Source organism: Microlunatus sp. YIM B11417 (genome assembly GCF_059617205.1).
In genome coordinates, this window is record NZ_JCAMPJ010000003.1 from 126,511 (window position 1) to 141,450 (window position 14,940).

General features: G+C 70.7%; 16 protein-coding genes. 10 read left to right on the forward strand and 6 right to left on the reverse strand.

The genetic code is table 11. From position 1 onward, the window contains the following. Positions 1-3 precede the first annotated feature (3 nt). Positions 4-1,392 (forward strand): CapA family protein, encoded by a 1,389-nt coding sequence (locus AC6CCG_RS15735; RefSeq protein WP_496655518.1) that lies wholly within the window; start codon positions 4-6, stop codon positions 1,390-1,392. Here AC6CCG_RS15735 and AC6CCG_RS15740 read toward each other — a convergent pair whose 3' ends face one another. After that, positions 1,393-2,412: a M28 family metallopeptidase gene (locus AC6CCG_RS15740; RefSeq protein WP_496655520.1), complete on the reverse strand. Its 1,020-nt coding sequence runs from the start codon at positions 2,410-2,412 to the stop codon at positions 1,393-1,395. Between the two features lie 434 nt (positions 2,413-2,846). Between AC6CCG_RS15740 and AC6CCG_RS15745 the strand changes: the two genes are divergently transcribed. After that, complete coding sequence (locus tag AC6CCG_RS15745; protein ID WP_496655521.1) at positions 2,847-3,950, forward strand: glycoside hydrolase family 172 protein; 1,104 nt, start codon at positions 2,847-2,849, stop codon at positions 3,948-3,950. Positions 3,951-4,199: 249 nt separating this feature from the next. Here AC6CCG_RS15745 and AC6CCG_RS15750 read toward each other — a convergent pair whose 3' ends face one another. Then, positions 4,200-4,634 (reverse strand): hypothetical protein, encoded by a 435-nt coding sequence (locus tag AC6CCG_RS15750; protein ID WP_496655522.1) that lies wholly within the window; start codon positions 4,632-4,634, stop codon positions 4,200-4,202. A gap of 286 nt (positions 4,635-4,920) precedes the next feature. Here AC6CCG_RS15750 and AC6CCG_RS15755 point away from each other — a divergent pair, with 286 nt between their 5' ends. The 3 genes from AC6CCG_RS15755 to ilvC are packed head-to-tail and all read left to right on the forward strand — an operon-like array spanning position 4,921 to position 8,282. Then, on the forward strand, positions 4,921-6,675 hold the full coding sequence (locus AC6CCG_RS15755) for an acetolactate synthase large subunit (protein WP_496655523.1): 1,755 nt from the start codon (positions 4,921-4,923) through the stop codon (positions 6,673-6,675). Next, positions 6,672-7,205, forward strand: a complete 534-nt coding sequence (gene ilvN, locus AC6CCG_RS15760; RefSeq protein ID WP_496655524.1) for an acetolactate synthase small subunit — start codon at positions 6,672-6,674, stop codon at positions 7,203-7,205. Before AC6CCG_RS15755 ends, ilvN begins: the two co-directional genes overlap by 4 nt. A gap of 57 nt (positions 7,206-7,262) precedes the next feature. Next, the gene (gene ilvC / locus AC6CCG_RS15765) at positions 7,263-8,282 is read left to right on the forward strand and encodes a ketol-acid reductoisomerase (RefSeq protein WP_496656272.1); all 1,020 of its coding nucleotides are present in this window, start codon (positions 7,263-7,265) and stop codon (positions 8,280-8,282) included. Positions 8,283-8,355: 73 nt separating this feature from the next. On the opposite strand, the gene AC6CCG_RS15770 is transcribed toward ilvC, so the two are convergent. Together AC6CCG_RS15770 and AC6CCG_RS15775 are read right to left on the reverse strand one after the other, a co-directional pair. Beyond that, entirely contained in the window at positions 8,356-8,790 is a 435-nt protein-coding gene (locus AC6CCG_RS15770) for an LIC_13387 family protein (RefSeq protein WP_496655525.1), read from the reverse strand. Beyond that, positions 8,787-9,218: a nuclear transport factor 2 family protein gene (locus AC6CCG_RS15775; protein ID WP_496655526.1), complete on the reverse strand. Its 432-nt coding sequence runs from the start codon at positions 9,216-9,218 to the stop codon at positions 8,787-8,789. The genes AC6CCG_RS15770 and AC6CCG_RS15775 overlap by 4 nt, the downstream gene beginning before the upstream one ends. A gap of 82 nt (positions 9,219-9,300) precedes the next feature. On the opposite strand from AC6CCG_RS15775, the gene AC6CCG_RS15780 reads away from it, so the two are divergent. After that, a complete protein-coding gene (locus AC6CCG_RS15780) occupies positions 9,301-9,924 on the forward strand; it encodes a TetR/AcrR family transcriptional regulator (protein WP_496655527.1) in 624 nt (207 codons plus the stop codon). Between the two features lie 5 nt (positions 9,925-9,929). On the opposite strand, the gene AC6CCG_RS15785 is transcribed toward AC6CCG_RS15780, so the two are convergent. Further along, positions 9,930-10,964, reverse strand: coding sequence for a phosphotransferase enzyme family protein (locus AC6CCG_RS15785; RefSeq protein WP_496655528.1), 1,035 nt, complete (start codon positions 10,962-10,964; stop codon positions 9,930-9,932). Positions 10,965-11,125: 161 nt separating this feature from the next. Here AC6CCG_RS15785 and AC6CCG_RS15790 point away from each other — a divergent pair, with 161 nt between their 5' ends. The 4 genes from AC6CCG_RS15790 to AC6CCG_RS15805 all read left to right on the forward strand — a co-directional run bounded on the left by AC6CCG_RS15790 (position 11,126) and on the right by AC6CCG_RS15805 (position 14,478). Next, positions 11,126-12,496 (forward strand): MFS transporter, encoded by a 1,371-nt coding sequence (locus tag AC6CCG_RS15790; RefSeq protein ID WP_496655529.1) that lies wholly within the window; start codon positions 11,126-11,128, stop codon positions 12,494-12,496. Positions 12,497-12,658: 162 nt separating this feature from the next. Further along, positions 12,659-13,411: a DUF4097 family beta strand repeat-containing protein gene (locus AC6CCG_RS15795; RefSeq protein ID WP_496655530.1), complete on the forward strand. Its 753-nt coding sequence runs from the start codon at positions 12,659-12,661 to the stop codon at positions 13,409-13,411. 58 nt (positions 13,412-13,469) lie between these two features. Next, the gene (locus AC6CCG_RS15800) at positions 13,470-14,036 is read left to right on the forward strand and encodes a GNAT family N-acetyltransferase (RefSeq protein WP_496655531.1); all 567 of its coding nucleotides are present in this window, start codon (positions 13,470-13,472) and stop codon (positions 14,034-14,036) included. A gap of 49 nt (positions 14,037-14,085) precedes the next feature. After that, on the forward strand, positions 14,086-14,478 hold the full coding sequence (locus AC6CCG_RS15805; protein WP_496655532.1) for a DoxX family protein: 393 nt from the start codon (positions 14,086-14,088) through the stop codon (positions 14,476-14,478). On the opposite strand, the gene AC6CCG_RS15810 is transcribed toward AC6CCG_RS15805, so the two are convergent. Continuing rightward, the gene (locus AC6CCG_RS15810; RefSeq protein WP_496655533.1) at positions 14,475-14,930 is read right to left on the reverse strand and encodes a hypothetical protein; all 456 of its coding nucleotides are present in this window, start codon (positions 14,928-14,930) and stop codon (positions 14,475-14,477) included. The genes AC6CCG_RS15805 and AC6CCG_RS15810 overlap by 4 nt on opposite strands. Between the last annotated feature and the right edge of the window lie 10 nt (positions 14,931-14,940).

A 14,940-nucleotide genomic window follows, 5' to 3' on the forward strand; every position in this document is an offset into this window, starting at 1 on the left:
GAGATGAAGCGGCCCTGGCCTGCGGCCGTGCTGCTGGTCGCGGCTTGTACGGCTCCGGCGCCGATCCCGCCGTCGGAGCCACCGTCGAGCCCAGACCGGGGCGCGGCGAGCCCGGCCGCACCGAGTTCGAGCCGGAGCCCGGTGCCGGCTGAGCCGCGGTACCGGCTGCCGGTGGTGCTCGCCGTGCACGCCACGCACCCGGTCCTGGACGTGGACCTCGCGGCGGCCCGGGCGGTCGTCGAGGGCCGGGCGGAGCGGGTCACGGCGGACGGGGCGTCGTTCACGGTCGCCGGGCTGGACCGCGTCCGGCGCGACCGGTCGGTCGTCGCGGCAGTGCCGGCCACCGAGATCGACGAAACGGTACGGGTGCTGACCGTCGACGGCCGGCACCCGCTCCGCGACCCGGCTCGCTATCCGCTGACCACCGCAGCCGACCGTCCGGTCGGCGAGGTCACCACGATCACGGTCACCGGCGATCTGATGCTGGCCCGGCGGGTGGCGGCGGCCCACCGGGACGACCCGGCGGGGCCGCTGCGCCCGTACGCGAAGCGCCTCGCGGCCGCCGAGATCACGGTGGGCAATCTCGAGTCGACGCTGTCCACCGACGGCGAGCCGACCCAGGGCGGCGATTCGTTCGGCGCCGACCCGCAGGTGCTGGACGGGCTGGCGCTGGCCGGCTTCGACCTGGTCTCGCTGGCCAACAACCACGTCGGGGACTACGGGCGGGCGGCGATGCTGCAGACCTTCCTCGAACTGGACGCGGCCGGGATCGACTACGTCGGCGCCGGTCGTGATCTTGCCCGGGCGCGGCGGCCGGTGGTGATCACCGACGGGAAGGTTCGGATCGGCTTCCTCGGTACGGAGTCGATCGGCGAGACGCCGGCCGCGACGAACAGCCGGCCCGGCACCAACCGGCTGAACATGCCGCCGCGCACCGGCCCGCTGGACCGCGCCGCCCTGGACCGCATCGCGGGCGACATCAAGAAGCTGGACGAGCGGGTGGACCTGGTGATCGTGATCCCGCACTGGGGCACCCAGTACACCCATGTCGCGGAGCCGAGCCAGCGCACCGCGGCCCGCGTCTTCGCCGAGGCGGGCGCCGATCTGATCATCGGCGGCCATCCGCACTGGGTGCAGGGCTGGGAGCCGATCGGCGACGCGACCGTGGTGCACTCGCTGGGCAACTTCGTGTTCGACATGGACTTCCAGACCAAGACCAACGAGGGCGTGTTCCTGGAGATCGTGGCCTGGGACGGCGAGGTCCGGGCCGTGGAGCCGGTCCCGTACGTGATCGACGACCGGTTCACGCCCCGCCCGGCGAGCCAGGCCCGGGCCGAGTCGATCTTGGCCGACATCGCCGGGCACAGCCGCGGCCCGTACGCCCGTCCTTGATCAACTCCGGCTCAGCCAGGCCCGGACGAGCCGGGCCGCGCGGGCGAGCTGATCACCGTCGACGACGGACGGCACGTCGTCGGGGGAGTGGTAGCCGGCGTAGGCGATCTTGCCCAGCCGGACCGCCGGAATCCCCGCCTTCTGGTACGACCAGTGATCACTGGCCCGGTCCTCGCAGGCGCGGGTGTCGATCTTCGCGGCTCGGCCCGCGGCCCGGAGTTGATCTTGCAGGTCGGCGCCGCGCGACCCGGCCCGGCAGACCGGCACCCGGTCGGCCGGCACTCCGACCCGGTCCAGCGACACCATCCCGCGGATCGCCCGCCGCTCGGCCGGGGACAGTCCGGCGACGAGTTGCTGGGAGCCGAAGTGGTGCAGCGAGTCGCCGTCGCCACGCGGTTCCTCGGCACCGAACGCGACGAACCGGACCGGCACCCCGGGCGGCGCCAGGCGGCCCAGCCGGGCCAGCTCGAGCAGCACCGCGATGCCGGAGGCGTTGTCCTCGGCGCCGGGCGCGCGGGCCACGGTGTCCAGATGCGCACCGATCACCACATGATCGGCTTCGGGATCCAAACCGGGCGAATCAGCGATGACGTTCGCCGAGGTGCCGGCCCGGACCGGAGTGCCCCAGGAATTCCCGGCCGGCACCTTCACCGCGGTCCGCCGGGTCCGGTATCCGAGCTCGCGGAACCGCTGTTCGACCAGGTCCGCCGCCTCCCGGAACGCCTTCGACGTCGCCTCCCGCGGCCCGATCTCGCCGGCCAACCGCTCCACGTCGGCCACCATTCGGCGCGCCGACACCTCGGCCGGAGCCCGGGTCGGCGACGGATTCGGCGAATTCGGCGTCGGCGGTGCGGACGATGGGTCGGGGGAGGGCGAGATCGGCGGGGTGGCGGACGTCGGGCCGCTCGCCACCGAGGATCCGGACAAGGTCGGATCGGGTACGGGCGAACCGGGATCCGGCGTGCAGCCCACCAGCAAGACGATCATGATCAGCCCGGCCGGGGCGAGCGCACCGCGCATGCCCGGAGCGTAGGTGCGGTCGACAAACCGTCGGCATGGTCGGCCGGCTGGCGGTCGCTGATCGGTGGGCGCCAGCGGCTCGCGGTCCGTGCCAAGCGGGCTCCACCCGCTCGGGCTGCCACACCCGCCCGTGTCCCGCTGCCATTCCCCGGCGCGGCGGCGAGGTGTCGGAATTTCTCCACGGGCGGCCAGGTTGGTGCGCCTGCCACGCGGCAACGCCCGATCCGTGGAGGAATGACGACAACGCCGGTCGCGACGTCCGTGGTGTCGGCCTCTCGGGTCTGCCGCCGATACCGCGTCGGAGCGCCGGGCGTGACGCACGCCGGGAATGAGGACGGCGCCGGCCGGCGGGAGGGAACTGGGGCGGCCGCTCGGCGGGACAGGCGGCGCGCCTAGAGTTTGAAGTCCCGACCCCGTTGCGCAGGGAGCAGCCGATGATCGACTGGACCATGATCACCAGGGCGCCCGGCGCCGTTCGGAGTCGCTCGATCAACGCCGAGAATCCGACCGGCGCGCCGGGCCGGGCGGCGACCGAGGCGTCCGCGCTCGGGCCGTCCAGGAAGGGGCGGCCGGCAATCGGGATCGACGCCGGGGGTGCGGCGACGCTGGCCGAGATCGAGGGGCCGGGCACGATCCGGCATCTCTGGCTGACCGTGCCGGACCGTACCTCCGCCGGCCCGTGGGTGCTCCGCGACCTGGTGCTCAGGATCTGGTGGGACGACGCCGAGGCGCCGGCGGTCGAGGTGCCGCTCGGCGACTTCTTCTGCAACGGGTTCGGCGCTCGCGCCCTGGTGACCTCGGTGCCGGTCGTGGTCGCGCCGACCGGCGGGATGAACTGCTACTTCCCGATGCCGTTCCGCCGCAACGCCCGGATCGAGCTCGGCAATGATCATCCCGGGCGGGTGGACGGGATCTACTACCAGGTCGACTACACGATCGGCGACGACCTGCCCGCGGACACCGCGACCTTCCACGCCCAGTGGCGGCGTACCAACGGGACCGGGACGCTCGGCGAGGACCACCTCCTGCTGGACGGTGTGACCGGGCCCGGCTCATACGTCGGAAGCTACATCGGCCTGACCGCGCTGGAGCGCTACTGGTGGGGCGAGGGCGAGGTGAAGTTCTACGTCGACGACGATCGGGAGTACCCGAGCCAGTGCAGCACCGGCCTGGAGGACTACGCGGGCGGTGCCTGGGCGTTCCAGGACGAACTGCGCCGCGACCCGCCGCCGAACCCGATCACCTTCAGCGCCCCGTACTGCGGCTATCCGTACTACTCGGCGACGGACCTGACCCAGGCCTCGCCCTTCGCGACCCCGACCGCACAGTCACACGGCATGTATCGCTGGCATCTGCCCGACCCGGTGATCTTCAGCAGCCGGATCCGGGTCACACTGCAGCAGATCGGTGCCTGGGACCACGGCCACTTCGAGCGCAACGACGACCTGTCCACCGTCGCCTACTGGTATCAGGCCGGGCCGACCGACCAGAACGTACGGCAGCCGCTGCCGAGCCGGGAACACCGCCGCCCCCGCTGACCCAACGCTCCCTGAGCTTGTCGAAGGGCAAGGCACGGTCAGGCCCGCCCTACGCTCCCTGAGCTTGTCGAAGGGCAAGGCACGGTCAGGCTCGCCCTTCGACAGGCTCAGGGAACGGGTGGTGCGATCTGGTTCGCCCTTCGACAGGCTCAGGGAACGGGTGGTGCGATCTGGTTCGCCCTTCGACAGGCTCAGGGAACGGTGGAGCGATCCGGCCCCCTTCGACAGGCCCGGGCACGGAGCGGTGGATCAGGCCCAGGCGAAGGCCCAGTCGACAACCTTCCGTACGGTGTCGTCGGGGTCGGCCCTGAGTTCGTCGAGCAGCTCGCGCGGGCAGGAGCGGTTGGCGGCGACCCAGCCGCGGACCTGCGCCGACGGGTCCGCGGCGAGCCGGCGCAGCACGTCGGCGGAGGCCGACTCGTTGCGGGCGACGCTGCTCCGGACGCCGACCTCGGTGTCGCGGCTCAGCGCGTCGAGGGTCTCGGCGGGAGCCTGTCGCTTGCTCGCGGCCGCGGCTCGGATCGCGGGATCGGGATTCCGGGCGAGCAGCCGGATCCGGGCCAGCGTGCCGTCCGTGACCGGCGGCATCGGGTGCGCCGCCTGCACCTCCTCGGGACTCAGCTCGCAGGTGACCCGCCCCAGGGTGGCCCGCTGTTCCGGCGAAAGGAAGCTGATGCACGACACCCGGCCGACTTTACGCAAGCCGGCCCGCCCGCCCGGGCCGCACCCGCCGCAAACGCCAAGAAAGTAGGGCATCCGAGCGTCCTTCCGGAATCCAAGACACGATTGACACCGGGGAAGCCGCGAGTAGGGTGAGGCTATGCGTCCGAGCATTGTCGTACTTCCAAAGCGTGTCGACTGAGCCGCAAAGCTCACCGACACGCTCCCTCGTCTGCCATTCGGCGGCGGGGGTTTTTTGTTGAGTACGGAGATTCGGGCGTGACGATCATGGACGAAACGAGGAGTCGTGATGACTGACAACGAGGCTGAGGGCGCTCAGCTGACGGGAGCACAGTCGCTGGTGCGGTCGCTGGAGCGGGTCGGCGCCGAGACCGTATTCGGGATCCCGGGCGGCGCGATCCTTCCGGCGTACGACCCGCTCTACGACTCCAAGTTCGTACGTCACATCCTGGTCCGGCACGAGCAGGGCGCGGGCCACGCGGCCGAGGGCTACGCGATGGTGACCGGGAAGGCCGGCGTCTGCATGGCCACCTCCGGCCCGGGTGCGACCAACCTGGTCACGCCGATCGCCGACGCGCACATGGACTCGGTGCCGATGGTGGCGATCACCGGGCAGGTCGCCGGCCCGGCGATCGGCACGGACGCCTTCCAGGAGGCCGACATCACCGGCATCACGATGCCGATCACCAAGCACAACTTCCTGGTCCGCAAGCCGGCCGACATCCCCGGTGCGATCGCCTCGGCGTTCCATCTGGCGACGACCGGCCGGCCGGGCCCGGTGCTGGTCGACATCACCAAGGATGCGCTGCAGAGCAGGTCCGGGTTCCAGTGGCCGACCGAGATCAATCTGCCCGGCTACCGTCCGGTGACCAAGCCGCACGGCAAGCAGGTCAAGGAAGCCGTGAAGTTGATCACCGAGGCGCGTCGCCCGGTGCTCTACGTCGGCGGCGGTGCCTACAAGGCGGGCGCGTCGAAGGAACTGGCCGCGCTGGTCGAGCTGACCGGGATCCCGGTGGTGACCACGCTGATGGCCCGCGGCGTGTTCCCGGACAGCCACCCGCTCAACATGGGCATGCCCGGCATGCACGGCACGGTGGCGGCCGTGGGCGCCTTGCAGCGCAGCGATCTGCTGATCTCGCTGGGCGCCCGGTTCGACGACCGGGTGACCGGCGAACTGTCCTCGTTCGCGCCCGGCGCCAAGATCATCCACGCCGACATCGACCCGGCCGAGATCTCCAAGAACCGGGTCGCCGACGTGCCGATCGTGGGTGACTGCAAGGAGGTCATCGCCGAGCTGACCGCGCTGTTGTCGGCGAGCGGCACCCCGATCCGGATCGACGACTGGGCGTCCTGGCTGGCCGGCGTGAAGGACCGCTACCCGACCGGGTACGACGAGCCGGAGGACGGCTCGCTGTCGCCGCAGGGCGTGATCAAGCGGATCGGCCAGATCGCCGGCCCGGACGCCTACTACGTGGCGGGCGTCGGCCAGCACCAGATGTGGGCGGCGCACTACCTGCCGTTCGAGAAGCCGGGGCACTGGCTGAACTCCGGCGGCCTCGGCACCATGGGCTACTGCGTGCCGGCCGCGATGGGCGCCAAGGCCGGCCGGCCCGATGCGGTGGTCTGGGGGATCGACGGCGACGGCTGCTTCCAGATGACCAACCAGGAACTGGTCACCTGTGCCCTGGAAGGGATCCCGGTCAAGATCGCGGTGATCAACAACCAGAGCCTGGGCATGGTGCGGCAGTGGCAGACGCTGTTCTACAACTCGCGCTACTCCAACACCGACCTGAAGACGAACCGGGTGCCGGACTTCCAGAAGCTGGCCGAGGCGATGGGCTGCGTCGGGTTGCGCGCAGAGCAGCCGGGCGACGTGGACGCGGTGATCGACAAGGCGATGTCGATCAACGACGCGCCGGTGGTGGTCGAGTTCGTCGTGCACAAGGACGCCATGGTGTGGCCGATGGTCGCCGCCGGCACCAGCAACGACGAGATCAAGGTGGCCCGCGACATGGCCCCGAACTGGGAAGGTGAAGACCTGTGAACACGCACACCCTGAGCGTCCTGGTCGAGAACAAGCCGGGCGTCCTGGCCCGCATCTCCAGCCTGATCTCGCGGCGCGGCTTCAACATCGACTCGCTCGCCGTCGGGCCCACCGAGTTCCCCGAGATGTCCCGGATCACGGTCGTCGTCACCGTCGACGACCTGATCCTCGAGCAACTGACGAAGCAGCTCAACAAGCTGGTCGAGGTGCTCAAGATCGTCGAGCTGGACGACGCCGTACGCCGCGAGTTGATCTTGGTCAAGGTGAAGGCGCACGCCGACACCCGCGGCCAGATGATCGAGATCGTCGGACTGTTCGGCGCCAAGGTGGTCGACATCACCGCGGACGCGATGACGATCGAGGCAACCGGCAGCCCGGAGAAGCTGGACGCGCTGCTGAAACTGCTGGAGCCGTACGGGATCCGCGAGCTGGTCCAGTCCGGCCTGGTCGCCGTCGGCCGGGGCAGCCGGTCGATCACCGACCGGACGATCCGGTCCGAGCGTCCGAAACCGATTCGAGTAGTGTCTTAGCGTTTCCCGGGCAGAAAACCCGATCACCCAAGGAGATTGAAGAACGTGGCAGCAGAGATGTTTTACGACGACAACGCCGACCTGTCGGTGATCCAGGGACGCAACGTCGCGGTCCTCGGGTTCGGCAGCCAGGGGCACGCGCACGCGCTGTCGCTGCGTGACTCCGGCGTCGACGTACGGGTCGGGCTGCAGGAGGGCAGCAAGAGCCGGGCCAAGGCCGAGGCGCAGGGGCTCCGGGTGCTGACCCCGTACGAGGCCTGCGAGGAGGCCGACCTGATCATGGTGCTGACGCCGGATCCGGCGCAGCGCAAGGTGTACGCCGAGGCGATCCAGCCGAACCTGGTGCCGGGCGACGCGCTGTTCTTCAGCCACGGCTTCAACATCCGGTACGGCTACATCAAGCCCCCGGAGGGCGTGGACGTGGCCATGGTCGCGCCGAAGGGACCGGGCCACCTGGTCCGCCGCGAGTACGCCGAGGGCCGGGGCGTCCCGGTGCTGGTCGCGGTCGAGCAGGACGCGACCGGCAAGGCGTGGGACCTCGCGCTCTCGTACGCGAAGGGGATCGGCGGCCTGCGCGCGGGCGGCATCAAGACCACCTTCACCGAGGAGACCGAGACCGACCTGTTCGGCGAGCAGGCCGTGCTCTGCGGTGGCGCCAGCGCGCTGATCCAGGCCGGCTACGAGACGCTGATCGAGGCCGGTTACCAGCCCGAGGTCGCGTATTTCGAGTGCCTGCACGAGCTGAAGCTGATCGTCGACCTGATGTACGAGGGCGGCATCGCCAAGCAGCGCTGGAGCGTCTCCGACACCGCCGAGTACGGCGATTACGTGTCCGGCCCGCGGGTGATCGACGCCCGGGTGAAGGAGAACATGAAGGCCGTCCTCACCGACGTCCAGAACGGCGCCTTCGCCAAGCGGTTCATCGACGATCAGGACGCCGGCGCCCCTGAGTTCAAGGAGCTGCGGGCCAAGGGCGAGCAGCACCCGATCGAGGAGGTCGGGCACAAGCTGCGCGACCTGATGGCCTGGGTGAAGAGCCACGACGACGACTACGTCGAGGGCACCGCCGCTCGCTGATCACAGCAGCAGACCGCGCCGGTCGGAGGGACTCGTTCTCTCCGGCCGGCGCGTTTCCCTTTCCGGGTACGGGTCAGCGTGCGGTCGGCACCGCCTCGGTCCGGACGGTGGTCCGGGTCCGGCCGGCCAGAGCGATCACGAAGGCGGCCGACGCGACCGTGAACGTGATCACCGGCGGCCCGGGGATCATGGCGATCGCCAGCCCGAGTGCGGCCAGCGAGGCGGCCAGGGCGACGATCCCGAACGGCCGGAGCTTCTCGGCCGGCAGGGCCCGGATGATCATCCACAGCAGCAGCCCGACCACGAACATGGCCAGCCCCATCGCCAGGCTGATGCCCTGGTGCAGTGACGCCGAGTTGAGCGAGAACGGCCCGACCTGGAGGGCGGACGCCCGCAGCGCCTCGGCCAGCACCGGGTCGTCGGGCAGGATCAGGCTGAGCACGTTGTGGACCAGGCCGGTGAACATCCAGGCCCCGGCGCCGACCTTGCCGGCGGTGAGTCGCATCATGACCTCGCTTCGTCCGGAACGTGCGGAGCCGCGGGCGGGTCGGGCCAGCAGCGGGTGTCGGTGAGCTGGCGCAGGGAGGCGAGCCGGCCGTCCTTGGTGGTCAGCAGATGCGCGAACGGGGCCTCCCAGCCGTCGCCGCGATAGTGGCCGAGGACGACGACCTCGTCGGCACCGGCCGTGATCGCCCGGTCCGGCTCGCAGCGGAGTTCGAAGCCCGCCGGGATCCGTCCCCAGACCTCGGACACGGCCGCGGCCCGGCCGTGATGCTCCCGGGCGGTCGGCAGCGGCAGCCCCGGGCTCAGGGTCAGCACGAAGTCCTCGTCGAGGGAGTCGAGCAGCGCGGCGCCGTCCCGGTTCGCCAGGCTGGAGTAGAAGCGGTCCGCGGCGGGTACGCCGAGTCGGCTGGTGTCCTGCTGATCACCGTTCATGATCATGAACGTACGCCGATGCCCGGCACGCCGGCAACGCGAGCTTGGTCACACATGCGTGCATCCATGTATGTTTGTGTCTGTGATCACCAACGACGGCGAGGGTCCTCGGCCCCGGCGGACCCAGGCGGAGCGCACCGAACGGACCCGGAGCAGGCTGCTCGAGTCGGCTGCCCGCGGGTTCTCCACCTACGGGTACGGCAACGTGCGCCTGGACGACATCGCCCGGGACGCCGGCTACACCCGGGGTGCGCTCTATCACCTCTTCGCCAACAAGGACGAGTTGGCGCTGGCCGTGATCGAGTGGGTGGACCAGACCTGGCGGGCCGAGGTCGGCGATCCCGCCGACGAGATCGAGGACCCGGCCGAGCGGCTGGTCTGGACCGCCCGGGCGCACGCCCGCTACTGCCGCAAGCACATCGCGGCGGTGCTGATGAGCCTGCGGGTGGAGTTCGCCGGCCGCGACCATCCGGTCGCCGATGCGTTGTCCCGGGTGGTCGGCCCGCTGATCGACGACCTGGCGAAGTTGATCACGCTGGGGCGCCGGCGGGGGAGCCTGCCGCCCGGCCCACCGCCGCGCATGGTCGCGCGGGCCTACATCGGTGTGCTGGAGGGCGTCACGTCGGGCGTGACCGGAGCGCCGCACGACGCCGACCTGACCGAGCGCGCCGTCCGCGGCTTGCTCGGCCTGCCGCAGCCCAGCTAGTGACACTAGCCGAGCAGCGCGTCCTGCCAGGCCGGGAGTTCGGCCAGCACGGCTTGGGCGACCGGGAGCTCGCCGACGACGTGGTTGACGTGCTCCCGGGCGTCCCTGTCGTCCAGAACCAAGGCCCAGCGACCGAGGGACCAGGCCGGTTGCCGGGCGATCGCGAGCGGCAGCATCGCCCGCTCCTCGGTGGCGAGCGGTCGCGTGGTCCCGGCGTCGTAGGCGTCGACGAGGCGACGCGCCTGGGCGCGGTCGGTCGCCGTCGGAAGGGCCCGGCCCGGTTCCAGCAGGAAGAAGTAGACCGTCAGCGCCAGGTGGTCGATCCTCGGCCGGGCCGCCATGAAGTCGAAGTCCAGGATGGCCGCGAGACGACCGTCGCGGAAGACGATGTTGTTGTCCCAGAAGTCGCCGTGCACGATCTGGGTGAGCTGCCGGTCCAGCAGCGGTTCCTCCGCCTCGGCGACGGCCTCGAGATGGCGCACCGCACGGTGGGCGAGGTCGGTCAGCACGGCGTCGCCCCAACCCCGGATCCGGTCCGCGCCCCGTCGTGACGCAGCGAGCGCGACCTCGGCGTGGATGTGGTTGGCCGCGCTCGTCGTCCGGCCGGCCGCCGGGAGCGCGGCGTTCCGGAGGGCGTCGTGGAGCCGGCCGAACACGACGGACCCCGATTCGAGCCGCGCCGCGGTGTTCATCCGTTCGTTCCAGGCGACGAACGGCTCGAGTTCGGCGAGCCGTCCGTTGCCGAGCCTGACGTACGAGGCGCCGCCGGGCGTGGCCAGCGGCCGGATCGCGGGAAGCCCGGCGTCGGCGACGGCGATCCGGGCCGCCTGCACCGCGGCCAGCCGTTCGGGTGGAGCGTAGGCGCGATGGATCCGGGCGACCAGCGGCTCCCGCCCCGGCAGCTCCAGTCGCAGGTTCGTCGTCCAACTCCCGCCGAGATCGCACCAGGCGGCCGGGCGCCCGAGGCCGTACCGATCCGCGATCTCGGCCACGAGCGAGTCGTCCGCGGCCAGCCGCTCCTCGAGAAACTCCTCGGTCATCCGGCCATTGTTGATCACCGGCCGAGCCGCCGCCTGCTGATTTCGCACCGGCGGTCGTGCGTCCCGGTTATCGGAGAAGCGAATGACAATTATCGCGTCGATTCCGTTTCGTCATGATCGGATTCCTGCGAGGGTTGATCACGCCGGTACTCCGATCAACGATGTGGACGCTCGTGACCTACCTGAACCGTCGGGGACCCATCGCCTCCCCGTCGACGCCGCGCCGGACGACGTTCTCCTCGCTGCGGACTCGCAACTTCCGGTTGTTCGCGACCGGGCAGATCTTCTCCAGCACCGGCTGGTGGGTGCTGAGCATCGCCCAGGGCTGGCTGGTCCTCAGCCTGACCGGCAGCCCGGCCGCGGTCGGACTCACCACGGCGTTGATCTTCGTCCCGACGATCGCGCTGGGCGTGGTCGGCGGTGCGCTGGCCGATCGGTTCCCGAAGCGCCGCATCCTGTTGTGCGCCTCGTCCGGGCTGGGCCTGCTGGCCGCCACGTTGGCGCTGCTCACCCTGACCGGGGTCGTGCAGGCCTGGCACGTTCAGCTGGTGGCGGTCGGCGTCGGGGTCTGCATCGCGCTCAACGACCCGGCCCGCCAGGCGTTCATCCACGAGATGGTCGGCCCGGACCAGCTGCGTAATGCGGTCAGCCTGAGCAACGCGCTGTTCCAGCTCGGCGGCCTGGTCGGGCCGGCCCTCAGCGGTGTGCTGCTCGGTGTCGTCGGACCGGGCTGGTCGTTCTTGATCACCGCGGTGTCGTATCTGGCGCCGGTCATCGCCCTGAGCCGGATCCGGGACCAGGAACTGCACACAGCCCCGCCCGCACCAGCACAGCGCGGGCAGTTCCGGGCCGGCCTGCGCTTCGCCGCGGGCCGTACCGACATCGTGGTGCCGACGATCCTGATCGGAGTGTTCGGCATGTTCACGGCGAACCTGGCCGTCACGCTCGCCGCGTACGCGCATTCGGTGTTCGACATCGGCGCGAGCGGCTACGGCTTGCTCACCTCGGTGGTTGCGGTCGGCTCGCTCGTCGGAGCCCTCATCTCGGCCCGGCAGGGGCGGTCCCGGGTTCGGACGCTCATGGTGTTCGCGGGTGCCCTCTCCGTGCTGTACGCGGTCGCCGCGGTGGCCGCGCTTCCCGTGCTCTTCTGCGTGGTCCTGCTGGGAATCGGCGCCTTCACGATGCTGCTGTACACGACGAACATCTCGAGTGTGCAATTGGCGACCCCCGGCGCGATCCGCGGCCGGGTGATGGCCCTCTACCTCCTCGTCTTCTACAGCAGCGCGTCGGTCGGCGGAATCCTCGTCGGCACGGTCGATGAGCGTCTGGGCCCGCAGGCGGGCATGCTGCTCGCCGGAGTCGCGCCCGGCATCGCCAGCGCCCTGATCGGCCTGTGGCTGGTGGTCAGGCACCGGCGAACCCGTGTCCTCCCGGCTCCCGAGATCTCGGCCGCGGTCGAGGGCGGCTCCGTCGCTCCCCGGCCGAGAGCCATGGCCGGCCTGTTCCGCGCCTCGCCCATGACCCGGAAGTAGCCCGCTCGTTGATCATGGACACCTGTTCGGGATCGACGTGTCCCGGCGGTCTCCACTCCCGTCCTGATCGAGAACGATCGGCCGATGGTGGGGAAAACCCGAAGTCGGACTCGGAGGTTGCCCGGATTCCGGTGGCTGTTGATCTTGCCTAGGTTCATGGGTATGAAGCCGAAACGGGTCGCCATCGTCGTAGTCGTCCTCCTCGTGGTCGTCGGGGTCAGCGCCGGCTGGTCTGCCTGGCGCAATCAGAACCCGGAGCAGAAGTCGTTCGACTTCTCCGGTCCGGAGCTCACCGTGGTCGCCGACGACGGCGATCTCGAACTCGTCCCGGTCACGGGCCAGGACGGCCGGGTCTCGGTGACCCGGTGGTTCAAGACCAACAAGTGGCTCGGCAACACGGGCGCCGACTGGAGGCTCGAAGCGGGCCGGACGCTGGAACTGACCTCGCACTGCGAGGGGATGTTCGCCCGCTGCGACGTCCGCTACCGGCTGGAGGTCCCGGCCGGCACCAAGCTCCGGGTACGGGCCCAGGACGGCACCGTGCGCGGGAACGGGTTCGTCAGCGACCTGGCGATCGAGACCCGCGACGGCGACATCGAGCTGGACGACGCTCGCGGCCCGCTCAGCCTGGTCACCGACGACGGCACGATCCGCGCCACCGGCCTGGCCGCCCCGCGGGTGAGCGCCCGGTCCGGCGACGGCGACGTCCGGCTCGACTTCCTGGCCGCGCCGGAGAGCGTGTCCGCGACGACCGACGACGGGCAGATCGACGTGGCGGCTCCGGACGGCCCGTACAAGATCACGACCAAGGTGGACGACGGCGACGCCGAGAGCACGCTGCCGAACGATCCCGCCGCGCCGCGGACCATCGACGCGCGTTCCGGCGATGGTGACATCAGCATCCACCGTCGCTGACTCGTCGGCGGGATCTCGGCACCTGGTACGTCCGGCGACCCGCCGAGGACGGCCTGCGATGATCAACAACATGGTGACCGACCCGACACAGCCCAGCCTCCGGCCGGCCGTCCTCGAGGACGCCGGCCGGATCGCCGAACTCCACGCGGACAGCTGGCGCCGGCACTACCGCGGGGCCTACGCCGACAGTTTTCTCGACGGCGACGTGATCACCGACCGGCAGCAGCTGTGGTCCACCCGGCTGGCCGCACCGGACGCTTCGGCGACGATCGTTGCCGAGGACGCCGACGGTCTGGCCGGGTTCGTCCACGTGATGTTCGATCATGACGAACGCTGGGGCAGCCTGGTCGACAACCTGCACGTACGGTTCGCGCGGAAGCGGTCCGGCATCGGTCGCAGCTTGATCACCGCGGCCGCGGCGGCGATCACCGAACAGGCGGACCGACCGGCCCTGCATCTGTGGGTGCTGGAACAGAACACCGCCGCGCAAGGGTTCTACGCCGCCGTCGGCGGGGTCCAGGTCGAACGCGGGCTGGTGCCGCCGCCGGGCGGCGTCGAGGGCCGGCTGAACGGAAGCCCCGCCTGCCTCAGATTCGCCTGGCCGGAACCCGTGACCATCGGCTGACCGGCACGCTACGCTCGGCCGACAGCGGACGAACCGGAGAGGCTCGAGCATGAAGATCGCGGTGTGGATCATCACGGGGCTGCTGGCCCTGTTCTTCCTGGGCGTCGGCTTCAGCAAGGCGTTGGCCTCCTGGGAGTTCCTGGAGGCCGGCTCGATGGGCATCCCGGTGATCTTGCTCAAGATCGCGGGCTTCGCCGAGATCATCGGCGCGATCGGTCTGATCGTGCCCGCGGCGACGCGGGTGCTGCCGATCCTGACCCCGATCGCGGCGATCGGCCTGGTCGGCACCATGATCGGCGCGACGGCGATCAACATCGGCCTGGGCATGCCGGGCATCGCCGTCCAGACCGGGGTGGCCGGCATCCTGTCCGCCTTCGTCGCCTGGGCCCGGCTGGCCGGACCGGTCCAGGTCGCCCCGCGGGTTGCGGTGACCGGGAACTAGGGCTGGTCGGCGGGGGAGAGCTGCCAGGCCGATCCCGGGCCGACGCCGAGGACCAGCCGGTCCGGGCGGAACAGCAGCCACTGCTCCATCCGGTCGACCGCCGGGTCGGTGAAGATCTCGAATGTCACCAGACGGGCCCCCTCGAACGTGAAGATCGTCGACAGCGACGGGCGTTCGAACGTGATTGCGGTGAGCCGGCGACCGTTGAGGCGTCCGACGGCCGCCCCGATCCTCTCGTCCGGGTCCTCGCTGCCCGCGCCGATCTCGGCTCCGAACTCGATCCGCCAGGCGCACTGGTAGATCCACAGGTGATAGCTGCCCTGTTCCGGATCGCCGGCCCTGGGCTCGCCGAACTCGAGCGTCAGGAAGCTGCCGTGCCCCGGCTTCGCGCCCCAGACGGGAAGCCCGATCAGGCCTGCGGCGGCCTCCTCCGGCGAAGCTGACTCGTTCATCTGTGTCCTT

What these genes read in the sequence shown, in the direction of transcription:
- AC6CCG_RS15785 (WP_496655528.1), bottom strand. Translation starts at nt 10,964, where the DNA reads ATGACCGAGGAGTTTCTCGAGGAGCGGCTGGCCGCGGACGACTCGCTC.
- AC6CCG_RS15775 (WP_496655526.1), bottom strand. Translation starts at nt 9,218, where the DNA reads ATGAACGGTGATCAGCAGGACACCAGCCGACTCGGCGTACCCGCCGCG.
- ilvC (WP_496656272.1), top strand. Translation starts at nt 7,263, where the DNA reads ATGTTTTACGACGACAACGCCGACCTGTCGGTGATCCAGGGACGCAAC.
- AC6CCG_RS15745 (WP_496655521.1), top strand. Translation starts at nt 2,847, where the DNA reads ATGATCGACTGGACCATGATCACCAGGGCGCCCGGCGCCGTTCGGAGT.
- AC6CCG_RS15790 (WP_496655529.1), top strand. Translation starts at nt 11,126, where the DNA reads ATGTGGACGCTCGTGACCTACCTGAACCGTCGGGGACCCATCGCCTCC.
- AC6CCG_RS15735 (WP_496655518.1), top strand. Translation starts at nt 4, where the DNA reads ATGAAGCGGCCCTGGCCTGCGGCCGTGCTGCTGGTCGCGGCTTGTACG.
- AC6CCG_RS15800 (WP_496655531.1), top strand. Translation starts at nt 13,470, where the DNA reads ATGATCAACAACATGGTGACCGACCCGACACAGCCCAGCCTCCGGCCG.
- AC6CCG_RS15795 (WP_496655530.1), top strand. Translation starts at nt 12,659, where the DNA reads ATGAAGCCGAAACGGGTCGCCATCGTCGTAGTCGTCCTCCTCGTGGTC.
- AC6CCG_RS15755 (WP_496655523.1), top strand. Translation starts at nt 4,921, where the DNA reads ATGACTGACAACGAGGCTGAGGGCGCTCAGCTGACGGGAGCACAGTCG.
- AC6CCG_RS15805 (WP_496655532.1), top strand. Translation starts at nt 14,086, where the DNA reads ATGAAGATCGCGGTGTGGATCATCACGGGGCTGCTGGCCCTGTTCTTC.
- AC6CCG_RS15740 (WP_496655520.1), bottom strand. Translation starts at nt 2,412, where the DNA reads ATGCGCGGTGCGCTCGCCCCGGCCGGGCTGATCATGATCGTCTTGCTG.
- AC6CCG_RS15810 (WP_496655533.1), bottom strand. Translation starts at nt 14,930, where the DNA reads ATGAACGAGTCAGCTTCGCCGGAGGAGGCCGCCGCAGGCCTGATCGGG.
- AC6CCG_RS15770 (WP_496655525.1), bottom strand. Translation starts at nt 8,790, where the DNA reads ATGATGCGACTCACCGCCGGCAAGGTCGGCGCCGGGGCCTGGATGTTC.